Below are 24734 nucleotides of genomic sequence, written 5' to 3'. Positions count from 1 at the left end.
CCCCAGCCACACCACCCGCCCGGAGGGTTCGGCCCCCAGCCACACCACCCGCCCGGAGGGTTCGGACCGGCGGCGGCCTCCGGGCCGCCGCCGCTCGGCCAGCAGGGCTGGGGCCCGCCCCAGCAACCGCACCCCGTCGTACAGCAGTTCCCGTACGGCGGCGCACCGGGTGGCTACCCGCCCCCGAAGCCGGCCGCGGGGAAGAGGACGGGCCTGATCATCGCCGGAGTGGTCGTCGCGCTCGCGGTGATCGCGGGAGGCGCGTACGTCGTGGTCGGCGACGACGGCGGGGGCGCGGGCCACGGTGACGTCACCGCGGACAGCAAGGGCTACACGCTCGTGGCTCCGGAGTCGGTCGACGCCTATAAGAAATCGGGCCCGGCCAGTGCGCCCGGAGAGTTGAACGCCGAGCAGAAGAATGAGGCGGCGGGCGTCGGTGTGAACAACGCGCAGGCGGTGTCGGGGATCTACAACGCGGCAAGCACTGACCCCGGCGATCCGGCGAAGGTGGGAGGCAAGCGCCTGATCTTCGATGGCCTCTACGGCGACATCCCCGACCCCGCCACGGCGCTGGACAACTATTTCGCCAACATCACCAAGAAAGGCTTGAAGGGTGACGGCAAAGCGCGTGGTCTCAAGCTGGAGCGCCTCGGAGAACCCAGGGCCGTGAAGCCCGACGGTTTCGAGGGCGCGCTCATGAAGTGCCAGGACGTGAAAGTCACCTCTGACAAGAACGCCGACACCCCGAAGGGCGGTCCTGCGGAGTTCCAGTTCCCGGTCTGCGCCTGGTCCGATTACTCCACGCTGGGAGGCGCCAACGTCGTCGAGTTGGCGCAGGCGATGAATGGTGGCAAGGGCGTCTCGCAGGAGGAGGTGGCCGCCTTGACCGCCGAGCTCTACAAGACGGCGCGCAGAAAGGCCTGACGCGCGGGGGAGGGGCCCGGCCGATCACTTCGGCCGGGCCCCTCCCCCGCCCACCCTGCCGCTCGCTCTCCGAGGGCTGCGACGGGCCGTGCCCGGAGCGCTCGCGATGCCGGGCTCCCCGCCGCGCCGGCACCACGTCGCCCACCGTGTACGCCGCCGCTCCCCCAGCGCCCCCACGGCGGCCGGGCCCGGTCCGCCCTCCTCGTACGCCTCACCCAGCAGCTCGCACGACACCGCCGACAGCAGTACCCCCGGGGATCCCTCTGCCCGGAGTCATCCCCCGTAGCGGGTGGCCAGGGTCCGTACCGTCTCGGCGATGCGGTCGCGGAGTTCGGCCGGTGCCATGACCTCGATGTCGGTGCCCAGCCGGAGGAACTCTCCGTGGGCGTGGTCGATGGACTCGATGGGCAGCCGGGCTTCCGTCCATCCGTCACCTGCTGGTGTCACGCCGAGCCGGCGGGCTCCCGCCGGGGTGAGCCGTACCAGAGCCTCCCCGGTGTGCAGCCGGGCTCGGAAGTCGGCGAGGTAGGTGTTCCAGTGCACGGCCAGGTCGAACCCGTCCGGGACGACGAACTCCTCCTCCAGGGGGCGGAGTCGAACGATCTGGTCGACCCGGTAGGTGCGGATTCCGGCCGGCCCGCTTGCGACCAGGTACCAGCGGCCGGCCTTGAGTACGAGTCCGTACGGCTGGACTCGCCGCTCGATCTCCTGCGGTGCCCGCCAGCGCCGGTACCGCAGGACTACCGCCCGCCGGGCCCACACCGCGGCGGCGATCGCGGCCAGGTGAGGGGTGCGGTCGGCGTCGCCGTACCAGCCCGGGGCGTCGAGCAGGAAGCGTTCCTGGATCCGCCCGGCGTGCTCGCGCAGCTCGGCGGGAAGGGCGGCCCGCAGCTTGAGCTGGGCGCTGGTGAGCGCCTCGCCGAGGCCGAGCTCGGCGGCGGTGCCGGGGAGTGCGGCGAGGAAGGCGGCCTGCGCCTCGTCCGCGGTCAGCCCGGTGAGGCGGGTCCGGTAGCCCTCGACCAGCCGGTAGCCGCCCGCGTGCCCGGCGTCGCCGTACAGGGGTATACCGGCGGCCCCGAGTGCCTCGACGTCGCGGTAGACCGTACGGACGGAGACCTCCAGTTCCGCGGCCAGCTGCTGGGCCGTCATCCGGCCCCGGTTCTGGAGCAGCAGGAGAAGGGTGACCAGCCGGCTCGCACGCATGCTCCCCATTATCCACTGACAGCGGATGTCAGTGGAGTGCCCCTAACCTGCGGCGCATGAACGACTTCGACTTCTTGCACGGCTCCTGGCACGTGGCCAACCGGCGCCTCACCACCCCGCTCGGCGGCGCGGGCACGGGCGCCGGCACCTGGGAGGAGTTCCCGGGCCACTCGGTGATCCAGCCGTTGTTCGGGGGCGCCGGGAACATCGACGAGATCACCTTCCCCACCCTCGGCCGCCAAGGCGTGACCCTGCGGCTGTTCGACCACGGGACGAAACTGTGGTCGATCCACTGGTCCGACAGCCGGACGGGCCGGTTGGATCCCCCGGTGGTCGGCGCGTTCACGGGCGACCGCGGAGACTTCCACGGCGAGGACACCTACGACGGCCGCCCGATCCGGGTGCACTTCACCTGGTACCGCCTCGGCCCGGACGCCGCCCGCTGGGAGCAGGAGTTCTCCGGCGACGGCGGCCTCACCTGGGAGCTCAACTGGATCATGGATTTCGCCCGCACCGGACCGGCCGGCGTATGAGCATCGTCGAACTCCGGCAGTACACCCTGCGTCCCGGCACCCGGGAGACGCTGATCGAACTGTTCGAGCGCGAGTTCGTGACCGGCCAGCAGGCGGCCGGCATCACGATGGGGGGCCGGTTCCGCGACCTTGACGACCCGGACCGCTTCGTCTGGTTGCGCGCGTTCCCCGACATGACGCGCCGCCGGCACGCGCTGGAGGCGTTCTACACCGGCACGATCTGGCGCGAGCACCGCGACGCGGCCAACGCCACCATGGTCGACAGCGACGACGTCCTGCTGCTGCGCGGTCCGGGGTTCGCACCTGAGCCGTCCACCCGCGAGGTGGTCGCGACGCTCTGCCGGCCGTCGGACGCGGCGGCCTTCGACGCGTACGCCGCCCGGCACCTGGACCCGCGCCATGCGCTGCACCGCACCGAGCACGCCGAGAACGACTTCCCCCTCCTGCCTGTCCGCACCGGGGTGGACGTGCGGGTCTGGTTCGGCCCGGCCGAGCCACCACCTTGGCCGATCCGGCGGCTGCGGCTGGAGCCCGTGACGAGTTGACCTCGTGCTGCCACGAGGCGGGGAGCCGCCCGGCCAGGACTACCGCGGTGACCTGAGCACCGGCCGCAGGGTCCGGGTCACGCCCATCGGCTGTCCCGGAGCGGCAGCCGCCCGCACCGGCCAACCGGCGTCGGGTGCCGGCACCACCGTCAGGCAGCGGCCGCCCCGTCGTGCAGTGCCGCTCGGTCACTTCGGTCGCCGCGCCGGGCGGCCTGTCGGGTGGACCGGCCCGGGAGGGGCCTGCCCGACCGATCACCCGACTCCAGCGCATGCGAGTGCCCCGCCGACCAACAGGGCGACGGGGCACCGTGAGCGGCGGGCGCCGGTCAGGCGTGTCGGCGGCCCCACAGGGGTGTGACGACCATGATGAGGACGGCGGCGGCCGCGATCTGGAAGATGTGACGGATCCAGTCGATGCCGCCGGTGTCCGCGACACCGAAGGCGCCGGCGAGCGCGTTGCCGATGAGACCGCCCACCACACCCAGGATGACGGTGAGCCACAGGGGAATCGGCTGGCGGCCGGGGATGACCAGCTTGGCCAGGACGCCGATGATGAGACCCGCGACAACGGCCCAGATGAACGACATGATCTTCTCCTTGTGCGCGTACGGCATGACCGTCCGGTGATGCGCCCCGCCTTCCCCGTCAGGGCCGCCGCACACCCGTTCCTGACGGGTCTCCCACCCCCGTCCACCCGGCCTGGGCGGCCGAGGTGTCCCGCCGCGCGGGGTCGCCGGCCGACCCGCCGGCGGTCGGCACCGGCCTTCCCTTCCTCCATCGCGGCCCTCTCTGCCCGGTCCGTGACCGACGCGGGGCCCCGTCCAGGCGGTGCGGGTCGGCAGGAGGCTCGTTTCTCGCGGGTGTGGACCGGGCAGGAGGCTCGTTTCTCGCGGGGATGCGCCGGCAGCGGCGGGGAAGGAGGCTCCCGGTGCGGCGCGTCCCGGCCTGCCCCCCGTTCGGGACGGTTGCCGGGTAGCGCATACTCACCTGGCCACGGCGACTGCCGCGGTGTGCTGAGCATCGAAGGGTGATGGGGGAATGAAGGAGGGTCCGGCCGATCTGGCCGTTCCGGAAGTGGTGGAGAGCGCTGCTCCGCGGGCGCAGCCGACCGGAGGCGTCGGGCGGTGGCTGCTGCGCCACCGGGTGCAGCCGGTGGGTCCGGCGGCCGCCGAGGAGCACGCCGAGCCGCAGGCGTGGTGGAAGGTGATGTGCCTGACCGGGGTGGACTACTTCTCCAGCCTCGCCTACGTGCCGGCCATCGCCGCGCTGGCCGCTGGAGCGGTCTCGCCGCTGGCGACGTTGCTGATCGTGCTGCTGACGCTGGTGGGGATGCTACCGATGTACCGGCGGGTCGCGCGGGAGAGCCCCAACGGAGCGGGGTCGGTGGCGATGCTGGAGGACCTGCTGCCGTTCTGGCGGGGCAAACTGTTCGTTCTGGTGCTGCTCGGTTTCGTCGCCACGTCGTGGATCATCACCATCACGCTGTCGTCGGCGGATGCCTCCGTGCACCTGGTGGAGAACCCCTACCTGTCCGGTGCCCTGCACGGCCACGAGGTCGCCCTCACCATCGGGTTGCTGCTCCTGCTGGGCGGGGTCTTCCTGCTCGGGTTCAGTGAGGCGGTCACCGTCGCCATCCCCCTCGTCGCGGTCTTCCTCGTCCTCAACGCGGTGACCGTCACCGTCGGCCTGGTGGACGTGTTCACCACGCCGGGGGCCTGGTCGGCGTGGACGGACGCGCTGGCCGAAGGCGGCGGCGGTTTCAGCGGCCTGGCCGAACCGGCGCTGCTGGCGTTCCCGCTGCTGGTGCTGGGCCTGTCCGGTTTCGAGACGGGCGTGAGCATGATGCCCCTGGTGGCCGCCGAGGGCGCGAACGCGGCCGAGCGGCTTGAAGCGCGCATCCACAACGCCCGCAAGTTGCTGACCACCGCCGCGGTCGTCATGAGCGTCTACCTGCTGGCCGCGAGTTTCGTCACCACGGTCCTCATCCCCCACAAGGAGTTCGAGGCCGGCGGCGCGGCCGGCGGACGCGCGCTGGCATGGCTGGCCCACGAGAAGGTCGGCGAGGCGTTCGGCACCGTCTACGACGTCAGCACCATCCTGATCCTGTGGTTCGCCGGTGCCTCCGCCATGGCGGGCCTGGTCAACATCGTCCCCCGTTACCTGCCCGACTACGGGATGGCTCCCGAGTGGGGACGCGCGGTACGCCCGGTCGTCCTCGTCTACACGGCGCTGTGCATCCTCATCACGATCGCCTTCGACGCGGACGTCAACGCGCAGGCCGGCGCCTACGCCACCGGCATCCTCGCCATGATGGTCTCCGGCGCGTTCGCCGTCACCGTCTCCGCCCTGCGCCGGCGCCGCCGTGCCGCCACCGCGGGCTTCGCCCTCCTCACCGCGGTGCTGTTCTACGCCCTGGCGTCCAACATCGTCGACAAGCCCGACGGCATCGCCATCTCCGGCCTGTTCATCCTCGGCATCATCACCGTGTCGCTGATCTCGCGCGTCTCGCGCACCACCGAGCTGCGCGCGGACCGCATCGTCCTCGACCCGGCGGCCCGCCGGTTCGTCACCGACACCCTCGCCCACGACCAGGCCATCAACATCATCGCCAACCGCCGCCAGGCCGGCGACCGCGCGGAGTACGAGGACAAGGAACGCGAGCAGCGCGGCATCAACCCGGTGCCCGGCCCCGCCGACGTGCTGTTCCTGGAGATCGAGGTCGTCGACCCCTCCGACTTCAGCGAAACCCTCACCGTCCACGGCGTGGAGGTCGACGGTTACCGCGTCCTGCGCACCGAAGCCCCCGCCGCGCCCAACGCCATCGCCGCGATCCTGCTCGCTCTGCGCGATTCCACCGGCGTCCAACCGCACTGTTACTTCGCCTGGGCCGAAGGCAGCCCCCTCAAGCACATGTTCCGCTACTTCCTCCTCGGCCGCGGCGACACGGCCCCCGTCACCCGGGAGATCATCCGCAAGCACGAACCCGACCCCGCCCGGCGACCCGGCATCCACGTCGGCGGCTGACCCCGAAGCCCGGTCACCCGCCCCGAGCCGACACCTCCCAGGCGTTCCCCGGCTGCTCCGGCGGCGGCGGCCACCGGCCCAGCCGGAGTGCCGAGTCCGCACGGGTTCTCCATTCGCCCGAACAAGCCCTCACCGTCACACCGGCGAAGGGCCGCCACCGAATCGGTGGCGGCCCTTCGCTGTCCGCTCTACCGACGGAGAGGGGTGTTCCCGACGTGTCGTATTCCGCGCAAGCGCGGGTGGAGTCACCAGCAGGTGGGCTCCGCCTCGACCACTGCTGTGCGGCTGCTCCCAGGGCATCACCGGTCAGGCGTCCCGGGGCGGTGGTTCGCTTGCCCACAGGCTCACGCAGCACCTCGAAGCGCGAGCACACCGCCTGGACAACCCGGCGGACCGTGTGGCCAGATCCGCTCCGGATCGAGGAGAAGGGCCACGGTCAGGGCCGGGTCGGTGTCCTTCCGGGGCGCGGTCGACCCAGTGGGCCGCACGGTCAGCGGCGGCGGCCGCCGACGTGGCGGTCGTCGGCCAGTGCGGTCAGTGGGCCGTACTCACAGGAGAGCTCGCTCCACGTCAGGACCTCGCCACAGCGGGCCGGGAACGTCTTCGGGTCGAATTCGGGCATGGTCCAGGTGCCGGTTCCCCGGTCCCTCAGCCACAGGTCCCCGTCGCCGTCGACCACAGTCGGCGGGGCCGGTACGGGCTCGGCCTGATCGGTGGGATCCCAGGTGACCCGGCCGGGGTGGGAGGCGCGGCGCAGCTCGGTGGTGGCCAGCCGTGCGGCCAGGTCGCGGGTGGACTCTTCAGTGTCCTTGACCGACGCGAGCCGGTAGGCGTCGTCGAGGACGGGCAGGGCTGGATTCTGGCTGCGCTTGGAACTCATACGCTGGCTACCTCCGTAGGGGGCGCCACATCCGTTATGGCACCCCGTGTAGGAGAACGGTATCCGAGGCGGGAGCCGGGCCGGGCACGATCACCGTCCAGGTGGAGGGTGGAGGACACCGGGTCGGTGGGGCCGGTGGATGGTCCCGGGCATGGCGCAGCCGCGGTGGGTCGAGGAGCGCGGTGTCGTGACGGCCGAACTCTTCGAGGGCCCTTCGGGATCCGACCAGACACGCGAGTGCCACCTTGGGCGGATGTTCGAACAGCCCGTGAGGTTCGCTGCTGTCCCCGGCTCCCTGCAGGGTTGCCCGGGTGCAGAGCGGGCAGGCGCGTCATGAAGGCGATCATCCGTACGGCGGTCGCCGTTCCCACATGTGAGTGAGGTCACCCCTTGGCACCTTCCGTCGACACGAACTCCGGCGTCGCAGCCGCCATCACGCTCGTCGAGGGCCAGCTCTCCCGGCTCGAGGAGCAGAAAGCCGCGCTCGAAAGCGAGTTGGGGCGAGTCGCCGCGTACGTCACCTCGCTGCGGGTCGCCCTCGACGGCCTGCTCGCAGCCGACGCGGCCCTGCGGCCCTCCGTCGGCACGACAGCCGAGCCCGCCACTCCCCCACCCGTGTCCGCCGAAGAAGCTCCGGCGGCAGCGGAGCCGGAGCCGGCCGGGGCCGCCGCGGGGCCGCTCCCCGCAGCCGACGAACCGGAACCGAAGAAGGCAACCCGACGTCGGGCGCCCGCCACCAAGGCAGCGCCCGCCAAGCGGACCGCACGCAAGCCCCGCGGGACCACCCCTGCGGCCGCCGAAGCCGGCGCCGGCCCGGCCGAGAGCAAGCCCAAGGCACGGATCGCGAAGAAGACCCCGGCGAAGAAGTCGGCCTCGCCGGCTCCGGCAGCCCTGACGGCGCCGAAGCGATCCCGTGGGATCGCCGACGATGTCCTGAACGCCCTCGCCGCGGCCGGCAAGCCGGTGCGGGCGGGCGAGGTCTCCGCGACCCTCGGCCCCGGCAGCACGGACGACAACGTCCGCACGACCCTGGAACGGCTCGTCAAGGCCGGCCGGGCACAGCGTGCGGGCCGCGGCCTGTTCGAGGCACTGCCGACGAGCTGACCCCGCGCACCTGCCGGGTGGCGAACGCCGCTGGGGTAGTGGACCTTCCGGGGCCGGTCGGATTCGTTCCGACCGGCCCCGGGACGCGCCCCGCGCGTCCGGCCGCAGTGGTGCGAAGGTCACCTACTTCCCCGGCCTTCGTACTGCCGCGCGGAGCGAGCGGACGTCTGTGGGAGCGGCCCACCGGCCTCGTCGTGCCGAGTCGCGGCCGGCCCGGTTGTGCGTGCGGGTGCGTGCGCGGGGTCCGTCTGCCCCGGGAGCCGGCCACGGCGCGCCGAACGCCGCGTCTCACGACCGGGATTGGGCGACCTCTCAGCGGGCAAGTGATCTCCACACCACTCTCGTGCACAGACCCGGATACGTGCTCGACCACTTGTGTGAGGAGTCCGATGATGCCCGTCCTCGTCCTTCTGTCAGCGCCTCTGCTTCTCGCCGCGATCTTCGTCATCGCCGGATTGCGGCCCGCGCGCGGCAGGAGCGGTCTGTCGCAAGCGGCCACCGCCCGACGTCGGCTCACCCGGCGCCATACTCAGCATCTCCGCCGTGCAGGCCAGGCGCTGTGAAATGAGTGCCGATCACCCGCCGACGATGCGCCGGGCCGCACCATCCAGCCCCCGTAGGCCCTGCTCAGGTGGCCAGGACCCGGTGACTCCTGGGAGCCGCTGAGCGGCACGGGGCCGTCAGAATGATCACGCCGCCGAACGCGCGCGGGTCCGTGAGATCGATGGCGACGACGGCAGGCGACTACTGCGGACCGTCCGCCGGAGCGCGGAGTCGGCGGTGACGTGGCGGCGGGGCCTCCTCGGACGATCGCGGAGAGCGGGTCCACCCGCGCCGGTGTCCTGTGCTCGTGAAGGCGGCCGTGGGCGGCGGCAACTCGCGGACCCGGCCCGCTCGCCCGTCCCGCTCCCGGCTACCTGTGGCGACCTGCGCGACGGCCCAGGGCCCCGACACGGCCCGAATGGCCCAATCCGTCCTTCCCGGCCCGCGCACCGGTCACCGCCCCGGCGCCGCGATACTCCCGGCGGATCGGACGGTGAGCGAGGCGGTGCGGTGTGACGAGGCCGCGCGTGCCGCTGTCAGGTGAGAGCGGTGCCGCGCAGCAGGAGCAGGGCGATGTCCAGGGCGGCCAGCGCGAGGCTGGCGAGGAAGGGCAGGCGGCTGCGCGGGTCGCGGGTGGGGAGGGCGACCGTGAGTGCGAGCGTGCCGGTGGCGGCGAGGCAGGCCCGGTCGGTGGTGGTGAGGGGCCCGGGCGGTCCCAGGACGAGGGCGGCCGCCCCGGCCAGCAGCAGGGTCGCGGCCAGGGCGCGGGTGAGGTGCGGGCCGAGGCGGTGGGGCAGACCACGCACCCCGGTGGCCAGGTCGCCGGGGATGTCGGGAAGCGCGTTGGTGAGGTGAGCACCCGTACCGAGCAGGGCGCCGGCCGCCGTCACCCACGCCGGGGGCCACGGGTGGCCGGGCAGCGCGAGGGTGACGAAGGCGGGCAGGAGCGCGAAGGCCCCGGCGTAGGGCAGCCAGGACAGCGCCGTGCGCTTGACGCCCAGGTTGTAGGACCAGGCCGCCGCGACCCCGACGAGGTGGGCGGCGCCCGCCGCCAGTCCGCCCGCCAGCGAGAGCGGGACGCACAGCGCGAGTGCGCCCCCGGCGGCGGCGGCCACGCTCCGCGGGCGAACGACGCCGGCCACCAGCGGCTTGTCGGTGCGGCCGGTGGCGAGATCGCGGTGAAGATCGATCCGGTCGTTGCACCAGCCCACCGACAGCTGCCCGGTCAGGACCGCCGAGGCCACCAGCGCGCTTCCCGCCGTGCCCCGCCCCCAGGCCACGGCGAGAGCGGTGACGACGGCGGTGACGGCGAGCGCGGGCGCGGCGTGGGAGGCGGCCAGCAGCCCCCGTGCCGCTGCGCCCCTCCTGGACTGCGGTTGAACGGTCGGGGTTGTCGCGGGCCGGACTCCGGTGGTGTGCACGTCCTCATGCTAGATCGGGCAAATCGCCGACTGGCGGTCATTTCATGATGAAGTATCAGATCACGTCTAGGGTGAGCCGGTGACCACAATCGCGGCTGTCCACGGCGTGCTCGCGCCGCACCGGTACGAGCAGGGTGAGATCACCGAGGCCCTGACGGCGATGTGCGCGGCGTCCGACGCCCAGCGCGGCGTCCTCCAACGGCTGCACGCCACCGCCGCGGTCAGCACCCGCCACCTGGCTCTGCCGCTGGAGCGCTACCGCGAGTCGGGCGGGTTCGGTCGGGCCAACGACCTGTTCATCGACGTGGGGCTGCGGCTGGCGGAGGAAGCCCTGAGCGGCGCCCTGGCGGCGGCCGGTCTGGCGCCCGAGGAGGTGGACCTGGTGGTCTCCACCTCGGTGACGGGTATCGCCGCGCCCTCGTTGGAGGCCCGGCTGGCCGGGCGGGTGGGCCTGCGGCCGGACGTGAAGCGGGTGCCGATCTTCGGCCTGGGCTGCGTGGGCGGCGCCGCGGGCCTGGCCCGGTTGCACGACTACCTCCAGGGCCATCCCGGGCACGTCGCGGTCCTGCTCTCGGTCGAGCTGTGCTCCCTCACCTTGCAGCGCGCCGACACCTCCGTGCCGAACATGGTGGCCGGTGCCCTGTTCGGTGACGGCGCCGCCGCCCTGGTGGCCGTCGGACGCCACCACCCGCGGTCCGGGGACTTCGCGGGGCCGCGGGTGGCGGCGACCCGCAGCCGCCTGTACCCGGGCACCGAGCGCGCGCTGGGCTGGGACATCGGAGACAGCGGCTTCACCATCGTCCTCGGCGCCGAACTGCCCGAACTGGTGCGCCTGCACGTCGGCGAGGACGTCCGGTCCTTCCTCGCCGAACACGACCTGAAGCCGCCGGACGTCACCGGCTGGGTCGCCCACCCGGGCGGACCCAAGGTCCTGGACGCCTTGCAGGAGAGCCTCGGGCTCGACGCCCGCGCGCTGGAACTGACGCGGCGTTCACTGGCCGAGGTCGGCAACCTCTCCTCCGCCTCCGTCCTGCACATCCTGCGCGACACCCTCGCCCACGACCCGCCACCACCCCCCGGCGGCCCCGGTCTGCTCCTCGCCATGGGACCGGGCTTCTGCTCCGAACTCGTCCTCCTGCGCTGGTAGGCCCGGATGCCCCTGTACACGCTGCTGGTCCTCCTGGTCGCCGTCGAGCGCCTGGCCGAACTCGCCGTCGCGCGCCGCAACGCCGCCTGGAGCCGGGCACGCGGCGGTGTCGAACACGGCTCCGGCCACTACCCCGTCATGGTCCTGCTCCACACCGCACTGCTGGCCGGCTGTCTGGCCGAGGTCCACCTCGCGCACCGTCCCTTCCTGCCGGCCCTGGGCCTGCCCATGCTGATCCTCGTACTCGCCGCCCAGGCCCTGCGCTGGTGGTGCATCCACTCCCTGGGGCCGCGCTGGAACACCCGGGTCATCGTGGTGCCCCACCTGCCGCTGGTCAGCACCGGCCCCTACCGGCTGTTCAGCCACCCGAACTACCTCGCCGTCGTCGCCGAGGGCGCCGCCCTGCCCCTCGTCCACGGCGCCTGGCTCACCGCGACCGCCTTCACCCTGCTCAATCTCCCCCTGCTCGCCACCCGGCTGCGCTGCGAGAACGCCGCCCTGGCCGACTGCGCCACGGCGTCGACGTGATCGACCTCCTCGTCGCCGGCGGCGGCCCCGCCGGCCTCGCCACCGCGATCCACGCCGCCCTGGCCGGGCTCGACACGGTGGTCCTCGAACCACGTCCCGCCCCGATCGACAAGGCGTGCGGCGAGGGACTGATGCCCGGGGCCGTCCGCGCCCTGGCCGCCCTGGACGTGCCGGTGGTCGGCCACCCGATCCGCGGCATCCGCTACCTGGACGACCGCCACCGCGCCGAGGGCAGGTTCCGCCACGAGGCGGGGATGGGCGTGCGGCGCACCGTCCTGCACGCCGCACTGTCCCGCCGGGCGGCCGAACTCGGCGTGCCGGTGCTGGCGGGGAAGGTCACCTCCGTCCACCAGGACCGCGACAGCATCACCGCCGCCGGACTCACCGCCCGCTACCTGGCCGCCGCGGACGGCCTGCACTCGCCCCTGCGCCGGCAGTTGGGCCTGGAACGCCCCGACCCGCGACCCGCGCGCTACGGACTGCGACGGCACTTCGCGGTGGCGCCCTGGACCGACTGCGTGGAGGTCCACTGGTCCGCACTCGGCGAGGCCTACGTCACCCCGCTCGGCCCGGACCGGATCGGCGTCGCCGTCCTGACCGGCGAGCGACTGCCGTTCGACGCACTGCTGCCCGCGTTCCCCGCACTCCTTCACCGCCTCACCGCCCACAGTGGCTCGGCCGTACGCGGCGCCGGACCGATGCGCCGGCGGGTACGGGCCAGGGTGGCGGGACGCGTCCTGCTGGTCGGGGACGCCGCCGGCTACATCGACGCGCTCACCGGCGAGGGCATCTCGCTCGCCCTCACCGGCGCGGCCCACCTGGTGCGCTGCGTACGCGCCGGCCGGCCGCTGGACTACGAGCGGGCCTGGCGCCGCGCCACCCGCGACCACCGCCTGCTCACCGGAGCACTGGTACGAGCCCGCGTCAACCCGCTCCTGGGCCCACGGATCGTCCCCCTGGCCACCCGCGCCCCCGCGCTCTTCACCGCCCTGGTCAACCGCCTCACCTGACGGTGATGACGTCCGTGGTGATGGTGCCGGCGAATCGGTTCCATGAACCTCGTGCCCTGAACGCGCCGCGCACGGGCACCATCCGGGGCCAGGCCGTTCCTTTCGGATCTCGACACGCTGGACCGGACGGCCGCCAACACCCCGCCGGGGTGGTTCTGATCCGCCGCCCCGTCGATCCGCACGGGATATCCGTCCCCGACAAACCGCCGTTCCCAGGTCAGCGGGCATTTCGCGGGCACATCCCATGATCCGTCCGGCTAAGCGGAAATGGGACTCTGGACAGCCGCACCGGCCCGATTACAGTCAGTGCGGGGCCTGCGTCAGCAGGAAGCTTAATCGGGGGCGGCACATTCATCGTCGGCAGCGGGAAAGCCGTCCCGTTCGGCGATTCACCATGCTGTCCGGGTCGGCGTCGATCGACATTCCGATTCCGGAATTCGGCGCACCGAACGCCTGGTGGTCGGCAGCGGCGTGACCGCCGCGACCGGCCCCGGCGGCACGGTGAACTGCCAGTTCAACGCCAACGGCGGCGGTGACGAGAAGTTCTACATCGACGTCGCCTGAGCACCTCCGCGGGCCGCTCCCGGCTCGCCCGAGCGATTCCGCGGGCCACACCCTCCGATCGGCGGATGCGGCCCTCGGCCGTTCCCGGGTGGCCCTCTGGGCCTTCTCTTTCGGATCTCGCCGGATCAGCGTGCGGCCAGGTGCCCGCCGGCGCGCTCGGCGGCGACGAGTTCGGCGACGGCCGGCACGGTGTGTGCCGGCATCGTCCGTCGAACCACCGGGAGGGGCACGGTCACCGCCCCGTTCGTACTCCCGCCTGTACTTGCCGGGGGGCCGAGACGGACCCGCACCGTGGACAGCGGCGGCCCGGACCCCCGGGGCGGGGGTCCGGGCCGGATGCCGGTGCGGTTCTCAGAGGCGGGGGTCCGCCGTGGGGTCGCCGTAGTAGCCGCCGACCTGTGTGTGGTAGCCGGCGTCGTCGCTGTGCTTGTCGGGGTCGAACTCCGGCGCGTTCTTGATCTCGTCCTTGGTGCGGTTGATCCACACCGTCTTCTCGTCGGAGTCCACCCGCACGACGGTGCCCGCGGGCAGCAGGACGTGCTTGCCGAAGATCCACGGGCCGGTGTCGACGACGACGTGCGCCGAGTCGACGTCCTCCGTGTGCTTGTCGATCTTGCCGATGTGGCCGTCCGCGGCTTCCACCCGGAAACCGGTCAGGTCGGTGCCCGGGGTGTAACCGGTCGCCTTCTGGTAGTCCCACATGCCGCTCACAACTGCCTCCTCGGTGTCGGTGTGTGAACCGCCGCCTGCCCGCGCCGAGCACCCCGCACACGTCGTCATCCACGATCCGTCGAGTTCATCTCGCAGCGCCCGCATCCGCTCCGCGCCCGCGGGTCCGGGTCCTGTTCAGCGCGAGGATCCCCTCGGGGCCTTGAAGTGGGTAGCGGTCACCGGGGGCGACGGGACGGGCATGTTCCCTGTGGTGTGGGCCACCGACGTCATCGTCGGGAGGGGTGGTGATGGTGGAACGCTGCGGAACGAGGACTTCGACCCGGTGCCCGAGCAGTTCTTCGCGTCGGTAGCCGAACAGGGCTTCGGTCTGGGCGTTGACGAGCTGGATGGTCCCGCAGTCGTCCACGATGACGATGGCGTCCGGGGCGGCTTCCAGCAGGGCCCGGAAGCGGGCCTCGGCGGCTTTGCGTTCGGAGACATCGCGCACCGCGGCGGAGATCAGGAGTCCGTCGGGCGTCTGCGAGGGACTGAGACTGATCTCGACGGGGAACTCGGCCCCGTCGCGGCGCAGTCCGTACAGTTCCAGATTGGCGCCCATCGGACGGACCTGCTGGTTGACGGAGTAGCCCACTCGGTGGCCGGGGTGCTGCTCTCGGAACCGCTGTGCCACCAGGATCTCCACGGGGCGGCCGAGGAGTTCATCCCGCGGGTAGCCGAACAGCGTTTCCGTCTGGGCGTTGACCAGGCGGATCACACCGTTTCGCGGCGAGGGCAAGAGATGCACCGGTTCCGCTGCCCGACGGGCAGCGGAACCGGCCGTGAAGGGTCAGGCGAACGGGAGCAGCACCACCGGCGCTCCTGTGGGCTGCGCCGAGCCGCCGGCCGGCTCGACGGTCACCCCGATGCCGGTCGCGCCGTTCACGGGCCCGGTCAACAGCGTTGCCCCACTGGCGGACTGCATCAGGCCGGCGGGGCGCATCGTGCCGCCGTCGTTGAACCACAACTCGTAGGTGGTGCCGGTCTTGAGCTCGGGCAACCCGGAGACGAGCAGCCCGGCGGTGTCCTGGTTCCTGGACCACACCACGGTCGCCACGCCGCTGCCGCCGGTGACCGGGCCGCTGGCGGTGCGGGCGTCCGGTGCCGTGAGCAGGCCGCCGATCCGGTCCTGCTGCTGCTGGAGCACCGCCGCCCGGGCCCGGGCCTGGTCGGCCTGATGGTACTGCTGCACCGCGATTCCGCCCGCACCGAGCGCCGCCGCCAGGCACGCCGCCAGCGCGAGCCGGTAGACGGCCCGGCGTCGCTGTCCGCCGCGCCTGCCCACGGGCTGCTGCCTCGATCGCGGAGGTTCCTGACGGGTCGTGTCCAGGGACGCCATGACCCGCTGCTTGAAGTCGCGCGGCACCGACACGGCCTGGGCAGAGCCCAGACGCGCGAGCGTGGCCGAGAACTCGGCGACCTCCAGAGCGCACGCCGGGCAATGGGCCAGGTGGCGTTCGAACTCCTCGCGTTCGTCGAGGTCGAGGGCGTGCGCGGCGTACGCGCCGGTGAGGGTGTGCAGGTCTGCGGTACTCATACGGTCACCCCCAGGCAGTCGCGGAGCCGGATCAGGCCGTCGCGCATCCGTGTCTTGATGGTTCCCAGCGGAGCCCCGAGCAATTCCGCCACCTGCGGATAGGTGAAACCGCTGAAGTAGGCCAGGGTCAGCGCCTCGCGCTGCAGCTCGGTGAGGCCCTTGAGGCAGCGCCGGACCTGCTCCCGCTCCAGCCGGCCCTCGACCTGCTCGGCGACCTCGTCGAAGGGCGGGGTGTGCGAGGCGGCGGCGATCCGGTGCTCACGGTCGGCGGTCGCCTGCGCGGCGCGCACCCGGTCCACCGCGCGCCGGTGCGCGATGGTCAGGACCCATGCCATCACCTCGCCCCGATCGGGCCGGTACTGGGCGGCCTTGCGCCACACCTCCAGCAGCACCTCCTGCGCGACCTCCTCCGACTGCGCCGGATCGCGCACCACCCGGCGCACCAGCCCGAGCACTGGCCCGGCCACGGCGTCGTAGAGGCTGCTGAAGGCATCCTGATCGCCCAGGGCGACCTTCCCGACGAGTTCCTTCAGGTCTGGACCCGGTCGGCCGGGACCGGACAGGCGCAGCACCGCGCTCACTGCGGGACCTGCACGAACAAGGGCCCGGCCGAAAGGGCCGAAAGGGCCGAAGGCGGGACGAAGGGGATCAAGGGAACCTCCATGACCCGGCGGGAGCGGTCCCGCCAGAGCCGACGAACGAGAAGTGACACCGGTTCTTCGATGCCGCGGCCTCCGCGGATTGCCGGGCCGGCGATTGAACCTGCGTTCTTCGAACCGCGCCTCCTTATCACGCCTCACGCGCGGGCGGTGGGCATTCGCCTTCCGTTCACTTGCGCGGGTGGCCCCGAGAAGCGGCACCCATCCGCCGACCTGGATGCGCCGAATGGCCGACGTGAGCATCAAGAGCCCCTCCCGAGACGTGCGCGACCGGATCCTGCGGTCCGCCGCGGCGGCCGCCACCGGTCTGGCCGCCGCCGCTGCGGCCGTCGGCGCGGGCGAGCTGGTCGCCGCGTTCACCGGACCCGACACCGCACCCGTGTACGCGGTGGGGTCGGCGGCGATCGACCTCACGCCGACTCCGCTCAAGGAATACGCGGTCCGCACCTTCGGCACCAACGACAAGCCCGTCCTGCTCACCGGCATCTACCTCAGCATGGCCCTGCTCGCCGCCCTCGCCGGAATCCTCGCCCGACGACGGCCGCTCGCCGGCGCCACGGTGTTCGCGCTCTTCGGCGGCGTCGGCATCTGGGCCGCCCTCTCACGACCGGGCGCCACCACCACCGGCGCACTGCCCGCCGTCACCGCAGGCATCGTCGGATTCGCCGCGATGCTCCTCCTCGCCCGACTTCTGCGCGGGGCCGCGGCCACCGCATCCCCCGACGGGACCGGCGCGCGGCTCCCCGAACCCCTCGCCGTCACCGAGCGGCCGGCTGTCGACGTGCCTCCGCACGGCCCCAGCCGCCGCACCGTCCTGGCCGTCACGGGCGGCACCGTCGCGTTCGGCGCCCTCACCGGCTTCGGCGGACGAGCGCTCTCTGACAACCGCTACGACATCGCCGCCGCCCGGGCCGCGGTCCGTCTCCCCGCACCCGCCGAACGCCTGCCGCCGCTACCCGGCTCCCTCCACCCCGCGGTGCCCGGCCTGTCCCCGTTCACCACCCCCAACGCGGACTTCTACCGCGTCGACACCGCCCTCACCCTGCCCCGGATCGACCCCCGGCACTGGTCACTGCGCATCCACGGCATGGTCGACCACCCGATCCTGCTCACGTTCGACGACCTGCTGCGCCTGCCGCTCCAGGAGCTGGACCACACCCTGTCCTGCGTCTCCAACGAGGTCGGCGGCCCGTACGTCGGCACCACCCGCTGGCTCGGCGCCTCACTGCCCGCCCTGCTGCGCCGGGCAGGGGTACGACCGGGCGCGGACCAGCTGGTGGGCCGCTCCCAGGACGGCATGACCATCGGCACGCCGCTGGAGTCCGTGCTCGACGGCCGCCCGGCACTGCTCGCGGTCGCGATGAACGGCGAGGCCCTTCCGGTGGCCCGCGGCTTCCCCTGCCGCAGCGTCGTACCGGGCTTCTACGGCTACACCTCCGCCACCAAGTGGCTGGTCGACCTGGACGTCACCACCTTCGCCGCGTACGACCCGTACTGGGTCCGACGCGGCTGGGACCGCCGGGGCGAGGTACGCACCGCCTCCCGCATCGAGGTCCCCGCCCCCTTCGCCCGCGTCCCCGCCGGGGACGTCACGCTCGCGGGAACCGCCTGGGCCACCCACCGGGGCATCGCCGCCGTGGAGGTGCGCATCGACGGCGGCCCCTGGCAGACCGCCCAGCTCGCCGCCGACGGCGGACCGGACCTGTGGCGGCAGTGGACCCACACCTGGTCCGCGGCGCGGCCCGGCACCCATCGCATCGAGGTGCGGGCCACGGACGCCTCGGGGGCCGTCCAGACCGAGCAGCGCGCCGCGCCGTTCCCGGCCGGCGCGACCGGCTGGCACAGCACCGTCGTCACCGTCACCTGACCCGCCCGACCGCCCGGGCCCGGCCCGTGGCCGAGTCAGCAGCAACCACCAAGGCTTCGGGCCGACCTTCCGCCAGCCCGAATCAGTACGCCACTACCTCATGAACCCATCCAGATCAGGAGAAACCTCATGTCGCTGTCCCCCATCCGCCGCTCCTCCCTGGCCACCGTCCTGGCGGCCGGCGCGCTCGCCCTCACCTTGAGTGCCTGCAGCAGCAGTGGCAGCGGAACCGCCATGGACACCCCGTCCGCGTCCGCAGCCGCCTCCTCCGCCGTGCCGGCCACGGCCACGCCCGTGCAGGTGATGGACCAGCCCTTCGGCGCCGCCTGTGCCGCCGTGCCGAAGGACGGCGCCGGATCGTTCACCGGCATGGCCAAGGACCCCGTCGCCACCGCGGCCTCGAATAACCCGCTGCTGTCCACGCTGGTCACCGCGGTCAAGCAGGCCGGCCTGGTCGACACCCTCAACTCCGCCCAGAACATCACCGTGTTCGCCCCGACCAACGACGCGTTCGCCAAGATCCCCAAGGCACAGCTGGACGCGGTCCTCGCCGACAAGGACAAGCTCACCAAGATCCTCACCTACCACGTCACCCCCAACCGCCTCGCCCCCGCCGCGCTGCCCGGCACCCACAAGACGCTCGAGGGCAGCGAGCTGACCGTCACCGGCTCGGGCCAGGAGTTCACCGTCAACAAGGACTCCAAGGTGCTGTGCGGCAACGTTCAGACCGCCAACGCCACCGTCTACATCGTCGACACCGTCCTGATGCCCACGTCCTGAGCCTTGCACGGCCGCCGACCACGCCGGGGGTCGGCGGCCGGCCGCGTTCCAGCCGTCGGCACCGATCGGCCACGAAGTTACTTCGCCCGCCCACCAAGCCGTCGCCCCGGTGCCTGCGAACCCTCAGTAGGAAGCGCGCAGTTCAGCCGGCAGCAGTCCCGCCCATCCGCGAAGCGGGCGCCGCGGACCGCGCGGACCCCCTCACCGGAGAGCATCCGCCGTGAACCTACGACACCTCGCAGCACCCCTCCTGGCCGCCGTCCTGCTCGGCGCGGCCGGCGCACCCGCCTTCGCCCACGAGGGCACCGGCATCGACGAAGGCCGCACCACGACCCCCTTCCGCACCTCGGCTTTCCTCGCCCCCCACCAGTCGTCCTTCACCCTGGCCATCCTGCTGCCCGTCCCCACCAACCACGTCCACAGCGTCGGCACCGCCACCGTGCAGCTCAACAGCGACAACACCGCCCGCATCGCCGTCAACGCCACCGGGCTCCTCAACGGCGCCCCGCACGCCATGCACATCCACGAAAAGGGCAACGGCGAATGCCCCACCGCCGACGCCGCCGGCGACCACAACGGACACCAGGCCATCAGCACCACCGACGGCCTGCCGGCCTACGGCCCGATCGGCACCTCCCTGACCACCACCGGCGACACCAGCCCCGGCAGCGCCCTGGCCGTCGACCGCTTCCCGTCCTCCGGGACCTTCCACTACAGCCGCACCATCCAGCTGACCTCCGACGTAGCGCAGCAGGTCCGGAACGACAATGCCGTCGTCGTCGTCCACGGCATCGACTACAACGGCAACGGCCGCTACGACAACGTCCTGGGCGCCAGCGAACTCAACCCCGCCCTGCCCCAGGAAGCCACCGCCCCGGCCCTGTGCGGCCCACTGCACTGACACCGCTCAGGGTGAAGTCGGCCAGGTCGACGGCCACCAGGCCCTCGGCCTCGCCGACGACCTGGTCGTGGGCGTGCTGCAACCGGTCCGTGTTGTCCACGGTGAGGTCGCCCGTCAGGGTGCGCACCACCGCCTCGCCGACGACGGCGAGGGCGGCCGGGTCGTCCGGCGCGGTCGGTGTCGGTCGGGTCCCACGTCCTGTCGTGCTGCTGCCGCTCGGCTTCCTTCCTCGGCCGGACTCTCGATGATCGTCCGCATGTCCACGGCTCGCCGTAGCGCCGCTCCGGGATGACCCGCCACGGGGGCCGGGCCCGCAGGCATCGCTACACGCGGCTGGTGCCGGGGCTGTCCGGTGCGGCCGGCGGGGGAGGCGGGCGGCGGCGGTGCCGAGGCCGGCGGGGCTGGAGAGGGTGCGACCGTCGTGCTGACGCAGGTCGGCCTCGCGGTAGCGGCCGCTGACGGCGTGCCAGTGCAGGTTGCCGGTCATGACGGTCCTGAACCGCTCGACGTGGTCGGCGACGGTCTGCCGTTTTGTGCCGTCGAGGTCCAAGTCGTCGCAGAGGAAGGGCAGTTCGGCGGTGTCCAGATGCTCGAACTCGTCGAGGCGTGCGGTGGCGAGGTCGGCGACGACCCGGGCCGCTCCCGGGTAGCCGCAGTCGAAGAAGTGCCGCACCACGAGCGGGGCGTTGTGGAAGTCCCCCTCGAACTCGACCTCCCGCTGGAACGAGAAGAGGTCGTTGACCAGGCCGGCGTGGTCCGCCGCCGTCCGCTCCAGGGACCGCACGGTGCCGCTGTTCCGGACGGCGTCGGACAGCGGCCGCTGCACCCCGCCGCGCGGGCTTCCTGCGGCAGTGAATACGCGACAGTTGATTACGCGAGCCCACCAGTATCAACCCCCAGCCTGGCCCCACCGCTCGCGCGACAAGGCAAGATCCAAAGATCTTCACGAAGAGGGGTGAGCAGGCGGGCGCCGTTCCAGCTCTGGCTGACGTCGGTAGGTCGGGTCCGGCCACGGCCGACCGCCTGCCCGGCCTCGCTGATGGCGCTGGGCTCGATGTATCCGTCATGTCCGGGCTACGGGAAGGGCCGTACGGGGAGCTGCCTTCCCGCGCACCCGGATGGCTGCCCTTGCGGGTCAGGAGGCCATGAAGTTGACCTTCAGTTCCAGGCAGAAGGCTTCTTCCTCGGCTCCGGTGTAGGCGTCGAGCCGAATCGTGAACTTGGCCCGCGGAATCTCTCTCGGCAGCGCCTTGGAGAGTTCGACGGTGAACGGACCCGTTGCCGACGGCACCGACCCACCCCACTCGGCGAAGAACTCTTTCAAGGTCTGCCGCTTCTGGAGGAGCTTGATCAGCCCGAGCTTCACCGTGGTCTCGACGTACGCCTCGTCGTCGAGCAACTTCTGGAGATGGCCCGCGACGTTGACGGCCAGGTCCTTGCCCGGCGCCGGCGGATCGGGGGTCACATCGATGCTGCTGATCAGGAGGACATCCTCCGGAGTTCCGCGGTCTTCGTAGCTCCAGTCGGCCATGCTGCACATCCCATGGGTGAGGCCACCGCGAACCGGTGGCGGGTCTGGTGACCATGATGGTCGGCTGAGCCCCGGGCGGTCGGCTCCACGTCGGCCGCTTCATCCGATCGGGCGCTCTCTCCCCTGGAGCGTTTGGAACCGGATTCCCCGGGCCGGTCGATGCCGTAAGCCCGCAGCCACCAGCGGGCGTTGGCACGCTCGCGGCCGTGACCGCCGGTTGGGCTGAAGGCAGCCGTCCCTGCGCAGGTTCCACTCGGCGACGTGCGAAAGGTGTGCCTTCGCTGCGCCCTACCCCTTGGGCGGGGTGTCCGTGTCCGCGTCGTCGTCGAGCTCGGCCTTCAGCTTGTCCTGGGCGGCGTCGGTCTCAGCTTCGTACGTCGCCCCGGTCTCGGGGTCGACGAGGTCGCCAGCCTTGTCGATGGACTTGGCGGACTGGTCCTCGTGGCCTTCAGCATGCCGGCCCTGATCGGCCCGACGGGCCACGGCGACCACCTGCTCGTCGACCACGACGAGGGGTCGGTCGCCCTCCACAAGGCGGCACAAACCCTTCTGGAAGATGACATACTGTACGCCGCGACTACACAGACCGTGTATCGGCGGGCGGCCCCGTTCGAGCCCCGCCGAATCGCTGACTTCTTTCTGGAGGCGGTGTCGTGATGCCCGAAACCACAGCTACCCCTGCTCCGTTGCTGCTCGTCGACGGATTCAACCTCCTGTGGGCCGGCACCTTCGGCTTCCCCGCGCCGATCCATTCCCGCGACAAAACCCGCGAGCTGACTGGGCTGTTCGCGTTCTTCCCCCTGCTGCGCGCCGCGATCCGTGACGACCTCGACGTCACGGAACCCGAGGTCCTGGTGGTCTTCGACGGCGAGCACGGCTCCGCCGAACGAGCTGCCACCGACCAGGAGTACAAGGCGAACCGGGAGGCGACGCCGGAAGCACTCAAGCCGCTGCAGTTCCTCACCCCGGTCAAGGACGGGCTGGACGCGCACGGGATCCGGTGGATCGAGGTGGACGACACCGAAGCCGACGACGTCATCGCCACCCTCGCCACCCGGGCGGCGGATTCCCGTCCGGCGCTGATCATGTCGCGCCCAGGCCTTAAGTTGTTGATCGGCGTTCGGCGGTGTGGCGGCCCTTGCGAAGGCCGGCGTCATGGCCGACGGGCCGGCTGCCCCGACCCGCTCCTCCGCCCGCCGCTCCTCGCTCCCTGGAATTGCGCGCGCGGACGGCGATGGCCCGGAGGCGGGTGCGTGTGAGTGTGGTCAGTGCAGGAGGGTGGCGAGGAGTTCGGCGACGGTGGGGCCGACGGCAGTCCGTGCAGTCCGGCTCGGGGTCGGGGCCGGTTGGGGCCGTCCGTGCAGGATGGTGCTGCCGCGCGACAGTCCCGTCACGTCTGGAAGGGGCCGATCCTGTGGCCGGTCGTGCGGCGCCGCTCGGCGACGGCTGGCCGACGAACCTGTGGCGCACCGCCGAGAGCAACAGCAGGACCGAGCCGGGGACTGGCATCCTCGGACGCCGGCACGGCGTTGTTTGCACAGTTGCTCGTCGAGTGTGGTCACGAGACACGCTCGGAGGTACACCGCAGGGCTGCCCACAGGTCGATCCGGTCGTCGAGGTGCAGCAGGCTGCGGCCGGTGAGTTCCTCGATGCGCTTGATCCGGTAGTGCACCGTGTTGACGTGGATGTGGAGGGCTTCGGCGGTCTTCGCCCAGGAGGCGTTGTGCCGGAGGAAGGCGTCGAGCGTGTCCAGCAGGGACACGGAGTTCGTGCGGTCGTGTTCGATCAGTGGTGCGAGGAGCCGTCGGCGGAAGCCGGCGGTGATTTCGGGGGGCACGCCCCGGAGCAGTGTCTCAAGGGTGGTGATCTGTGACCAGCGGCCGATGGAGCCGGGTGGTTGGACGTGGAGCGCGTAGCGGGCCTGGACGAGCGCCGTTCTGAGTTCGGCGGCGAGCGGTTCGACGGTGGGGCCGATGCCCAGGCGCAGGCGTCGGCGGCTGGTCAGTCGGGACTCCAGGCGTGGCAGGAGGGTGTGCAGCGTCGTGGCGATCGCCTCCTCAGATGCCGTGGACAGTGCGACCGCGCCGCCCCGGCCGTCGGGGGCGGCGATGAAGGGGTCCGGCAGTTCGTAGAGTGCCTCGGCGAGGGCGGCTGCCGTCCAGGTCTCGGAGGTGCTGTCGATCCGCGCGGCGACCGGGGTGAGCCGCCGCTGGGCCGGCAGTCCGGAGAGCGCGAGCGCGCGTTCGGCCTCGATGTCGGCTTCGGCGCCGGAATCGAGCAGTTCGACCAGTCGGGTGCCGGTCTGCCGCTGGGCGGAGGCGGTGGCCCGGGCGCGAGTGGCGAGAGGTGCGAGCAGTTCGGCCAGGCCGTGCAGCATGGTGGTGGCGGTGGGGCCGGGTTCGGTCTGGGGTTGGAGCAGCCACCCGTCGAAGGGCGAGTCGCCGGGTGGGCCGACCGGGACCGGTATCGGGGTCTCGAAGGCGGAGGCGGTCCTGGGCGGGGTGGCGGAGGCGGCCAGCAGTCGGCCGGCGCCGGTGGTCAGGGAGCACCCGGGCAGTCCGAGGTCGGTCACGGCCCGCTGCAGGAGGTCGGCCAGCGGCGCCTGTGCGCGGGTCATCTGCGTGAGGGTGCGGCGTGCTGCGGCCGGCAGTGCCGCCTTGCCCTCGGAGTGCGACTGGAGGTCGCCCCACAGGCGCAGGTAGATGCGATCGGTGACGGCACGGAAGCTGGTTCCGGCCGGTATCGACAGCAGGGGTACGCCGTGGCGGCGGCAGGCGTCGACCAGCTCCGGCGGAACGGCGCCGTGGGTGCCCTCGCCGGCCAGGAGCGCGGCGACTTCGGCGGTGCGCAGCGAGTTGGCGAAGCGCATGGCGGCCTGGCCGTCATCGGGCCGCCACCAGACGAGCCCGGTGAGGACGAGTTCCCCCGGCTGGAGGTAGCGCGCCGGATCCTGCAGGTCGGTGGAGGTCACTCCGCTCACCTCGCGGCCGAGCATGTGCGGGGCCGCCCAGGCGACCTCGATATGCAGGTCGTCCAGCTCCAGCAGGTCTCCGACGATCATGGTGTGCTCCTCGTACTCCACACGCGGCTCCACCTCGCAGATGCGAGATTCAACGCTGAGCAGGCATCGTAGATGCGATGCCGCCGCCAGGTCTTCCCTCTTGTTCGATCACCCGATGGCCAGGTGCGCGGGTGGGGTCGTTGTCCAGTGGTCCCGACACTGGCGCTCCGGTTGAATCGGGTGCGGCAGGACCGAAGGGACCCGTCCGGACGCGACCGACGTCGGCCGATCCGGTCCGCCACCGCTTCCCGGCGTCGGCGTGCA

24 protein-coding genes and 1 pseudogene are annotated in these 24734 nt (G+C 72.2%); 12 read left to right on the top strand and 13 right to left on the bottom strand.

The features are described from left to right. Positions 1-228 precede the first annotated feature (228 nt). Complete coding sequence (locus tag OG618_RS35900; protein WP_329491816.1) at positions 229-924, top strand: hypothetical protein; 696 nt, start codon at positions 229-231, stop codon at positions 922-924. A 43-nt stretch (positions 925-967) separates the two neighbouring features. On the opposite strand, the pseudogene OG618_RS38110 reads toward OG618_RS35900, so the two are convergent. Then, positions 968-1176 (bottom strand): annotated as a pseudogene (locus OG618_RS38110) (ZIP family zinc transporter); the annotation flags it as partial. 21 nt (positions 1177-1197) lie between these two features. Beyond that, complete coding sequence (locus tag OG618_RS35895; protein WP_329491815.1) at positions 1198-2127, bottom strand: helix-turn-helix transcriptional regulator; 930 nt, start codon at positions 2125-2127, stop codon at positions 1198-1200. Positions 2128-2183: 56 nt separating this feature from the next. Between OG618_RS35895 and OG618_RS35890 the strand changes: the two genes are divergently transcribed. Beyond that, positions 2184-2660, top strand: coding sequence for a hypothetical protein (locus OG618_RS35890; RefSeq protein WP_329491814.1), 477 nt, complete (start codon positions 2184-2186; stop codon positions 2658-2660). Beyond that, positions 2657-3205, top strand: coding sequence for an NIPSNAP family protein (locus OG618_RS35885; protein ID WP_329491813.1), 549 nt, complete (start codon positions 2657-2659; stop codon positions 3203-3205). The genes OG618_RS35890 and OG618_RS35885 overlap by 4 nt, the downstream gene beginning before the upstream one ends. A 326-nt stretch (positions 3206-3531) precedes the next feature. Here OG618_RS35885 and OG618_RS35880 read toward each other — a convergent pair whose 3' ends face one another. Beyond that, positions 3532-3792 carry a GlsB/YeaQ/YmgE family stress response membrane protein gene (locus OG618_RS35880; RefSeq protein ID WP_329491812.1) on the bottom strand — a complete coding sequence of 87 codons (261 nt, stop codon included), beginning with the start codon at positions 3790-3792 and terminating at the stop codon, positions 3532-3534. Positions 3793-4243: 451 nt separating this feature from the next. Between OG618_RS35880 and OG618_RS35875 the strand changes: the two genes are divergently transcribed. Continuing rightward, on the top strand, positions 4244-6229 hold the full coding sequence (locus OG618_RS35875) for an amino acid transporter (RefSeq protein WP_329491811.1): 1986 nt from the start codon (positions 4244-4246) through the stop codon (positions 6227-6229). A 490-nt stretch (positions 6230-6719) separates the two neighbouring features. Here OG618_RS35875 and OG618_RS35870 read toward each other — a convergent pair whose 3' ends face one another. Continuing rightward, entirely contained in the window at positions 6720-7109 is a 390-nt protein-coding gene (locus OG618_RS35870) for a hypothetical protein (protein ID WP_329491810.1), read from the bottom strand. A 390-nt stretch (positions 7110-7499) separates the two neighbouring features. Between OG618_RS35870 and OG618_RS35865 the strand changes: the two genes are divergently transcribed. Continuing rightward, complete coding sequence (locus tag OG618_RS35865) at positions 7500-8213, top strand: hypothetical protein (protein ID WP_329491809.1); 714 nt, start codon at positions 7500-7502, stop codon at positions 8211-8213. Between the two features lie 1079 nt (positions 8214-9292). On the opposite strand, the gene OG618_RS35860 is transcribed toward OG618_RS35865, so the two are convergent. Beyond that, positions 9293-10177 carry a UbiA family prenyltransferase gene (locus OG618_RS35860; protein WP_329491808.1) on the bottom strand — a complete coding sequence of 295 codons (885 nt, stop codon included), beginning with the start codon at positions 10175-10177 and terminating at the stop codon, positions 9293-9295. Positions 10178-10256: 79 nt separating this feature from the next. Here OG618_RS35860 and OG618_RS35855 point away from each other — a divergent pair, with 79 nt between their 5' ends. Genes OG618_RS35855 through OG618_RS35845 form a run of 3 tightly spaced genes read left to right on the top strand, consistent with a single transcriptional unit; the run spans position 10257 to position 12862 of the window. Next, positions 10257-11324: a type III polyketide synthase gene (locus OG618_RS35855; RefSeq protein WP_329491807.1), complete on the top strand. Its 1068-nt coding sequence runs from the start codon at positions 10257-10259 to the stop codon at positions 11322-11324. Between the two features lie 6 nt (positions 11325-11330). Further along, on the top strand, positions 11331-11852 hold the full coding sequence (locus OG618_RS35850) for an isoprenylcysteine carboxyl methyltransferase family protein (protein WP_329491806.1): 522 nt from the start codon (positions 11331-11333) through the stop codon (positions 11850-11852). Then, entirely contained in the window at positions 11849-12862 is a 1014-nt protein-coding gene (locus tag OG618_RS35845; RefSeq protein ID WP_329491805.1) for an NAD(P)/FAD-dependent oxidoreductase, read from the top strand. Before OG618_RS35850 ends, OG618_RS35845 begins: the two co-directional genes overlap by 4 nt. A gap of 915 nt (positions 12863-13777) precedes the next feature. On the opposite strand, the gene OG618_RS35840 is transcribed toward OG618_RS35845, so the two are convergent. The 4 genes from OG618_RS35840 to OG618_RS35825 form a co-directional block, all read right to left on the bottom strand. After that, positions 13778-14128, bottom strand: a complete 351-nt coding sequence (locus OG618_RS35840; RefSeq protein WP_329492401.1) for a PRC-barrel domain containing protein — start codon at positions 14126-14128, stop codon at positions 13778-13780. A 94-nt stretch (positions 14129-14222) separates the two neighbouring features. Beyond that, positions 14223-14852 (bottom strand): PAS domain-containing protein, encoded by a 630-nt coding sequence (locus tag OG618_RS35835; RefSeq protein ID WP_329491804.1) that lies wholly within the window; start codon positions 14850-14852, stop codon positions 14223-14225. A gap of 72 nt (positions 14853-14924) precedes the next feature. Next, positions 14925-15671 carry an anti-sigma factor gene (locus OG618_RS35830; RefSeq protein ID WP_329491803.1) on the bottom strand — a complete coding sequence of 249 codons (747 nt, stop codon included), beginning with the start codon at positions 15669-15671 and terminating at the stop codon, positions 14925-14927. Continuing rightward, a complete protein-coding gene (locus tag OG618_RS35825; protein ID WP_329491802.1) occupies positions 15668-16252 on the bottom strand; it encodes a sigma-70 family RNA polymerase sigma factor in 585 nt (194 codons plus the stop codon). Before OG618_RS35825 ends, OG618_RS35830 begins: the two co-directional genes overlap by 4 nt. A gap of 304 nt (positions 16253-16556) precedes the next feature. Between OG618_RS35825 and OG618_RS35820 the strand changes: the two genes are divergently transcribed. From OG618_RS35820 to OG618_RS35810, 3 genes are all read left to right on the top strand, one after another. Further along, the gene (locus OG618_RS35820) at positions 16557-18197 is read left to right on the top strand and encodes a molybdopterin-dependent oxidoreductase (protein ID WP_329491801.1); all 1641 of its coding nucleotides are present in this window, start codon (positions 16557-16559) and stop codon (positions 18195-18197) included. A 129-nt stretch (positions 18198-18326) separates the two neighbouring features. Then, positions 18327-18977, top strand: coding sequence for a fasciclin domain-containing protein (locus tag OG618_RS35815; RefSeq protein WP_329491800.1), 651 nt, complete (start codon positions 18327-18329; stop codon positions 18975-18977). A 220-nt stretch (positions 18978-19197) separates the two neighbouring features. After that, positions 19198-19878: a hypothetical protein gene (locus tag OG618_RS35810; RefSeq protein WP_329491799.1), complete on the top strand. Its 681-nt coding sequence runs from the start codon at positions 19198-19200 to the stop codon at positions 19876-19878. Here OG618_RS35810 and OG618_RS35805 read toward each other — a convergent pair. The 3 genes from OG618_RS35805 to OG618_RS35795 form a co-directional block, all read right to left on the bottom strand. Beyond that, entirely contained in the window at positions 19820-20704 is an 885-nt protein-coding gene (locus OG618_RS35805) for a terpene synthase family protein (RefSeq protein ID WP_329491798.1), read from the bottom strand. The genes OG618_RS35810 and OG618_RS35805 overlap by 59 nt on opposite strands. A gap of 309 nt (positions 20705-21013) precedes the next feature. Then, positions 21014-21409, bottom strand: a complete 396-nt coding sequence (locus OG618_RS35800) for an ML domain-containing protein (protein WP_329491797.1) — start codon at positions 21407-21409, stop codon at positions 21014-21016. A gap of 288 nt (positions 21410-21697) precedes the next feature. Then, positions 21698-21940, bottom strand: coding sequence for an antitoxin (locus OG618_RS35795; protein ID WP_329491796.1), 243 nt, complete (start codon positions 21938-21940; stop codon positions 21698-21700). 155 nt (positions 21941-22095) lie between these two features. Between OG618_RS35795 and OG618_RS35790 the strand changes: the two genes are divergently transcribed. Next, positions 22096-22668 carry a hypothetical protein gene (locus tag OG618_RS35790; protein ID WP_329491795.1) on the top strand — a complete coding sequence of 191 codons (573 nt, stop codon included), beginning with the start codon at positions 22096-22098 and terminating at the stop codon, positions 22666-22668. Positions 22669-22967: 299 nt separating this feature from the next. Here the strand turns inward: OG618_RS35790 and OG618_RS35785 are convergent, their stop codons facing one another. Beyond that, entirely contained in the window at positions 22968-24470 is a 1503-nt protein-coding gene (locus OG618_RS35785; RefSeq protein ID WP_329491794.1) for a PucR family transcriptional regulator, read from the bottom strand. Positions 24471-24734: the final 264 nt, after the last annotated feature.

The sequence above is a fragment of the Kitasatospora sp. NBC_01246 genome, from assembly GCF_036226505.1.
In the GTDB taxonomy this organism is placed as follows: Bacteria; Actinomycetota; Actinomycetes; order Streptomycetales; family Streptomycetaceae; genus Kitasatospora.
Note: the sequence above shows the minus strand (reverse complement) of the source record. Positions and strands in the feature narration are given on the sequence as shown.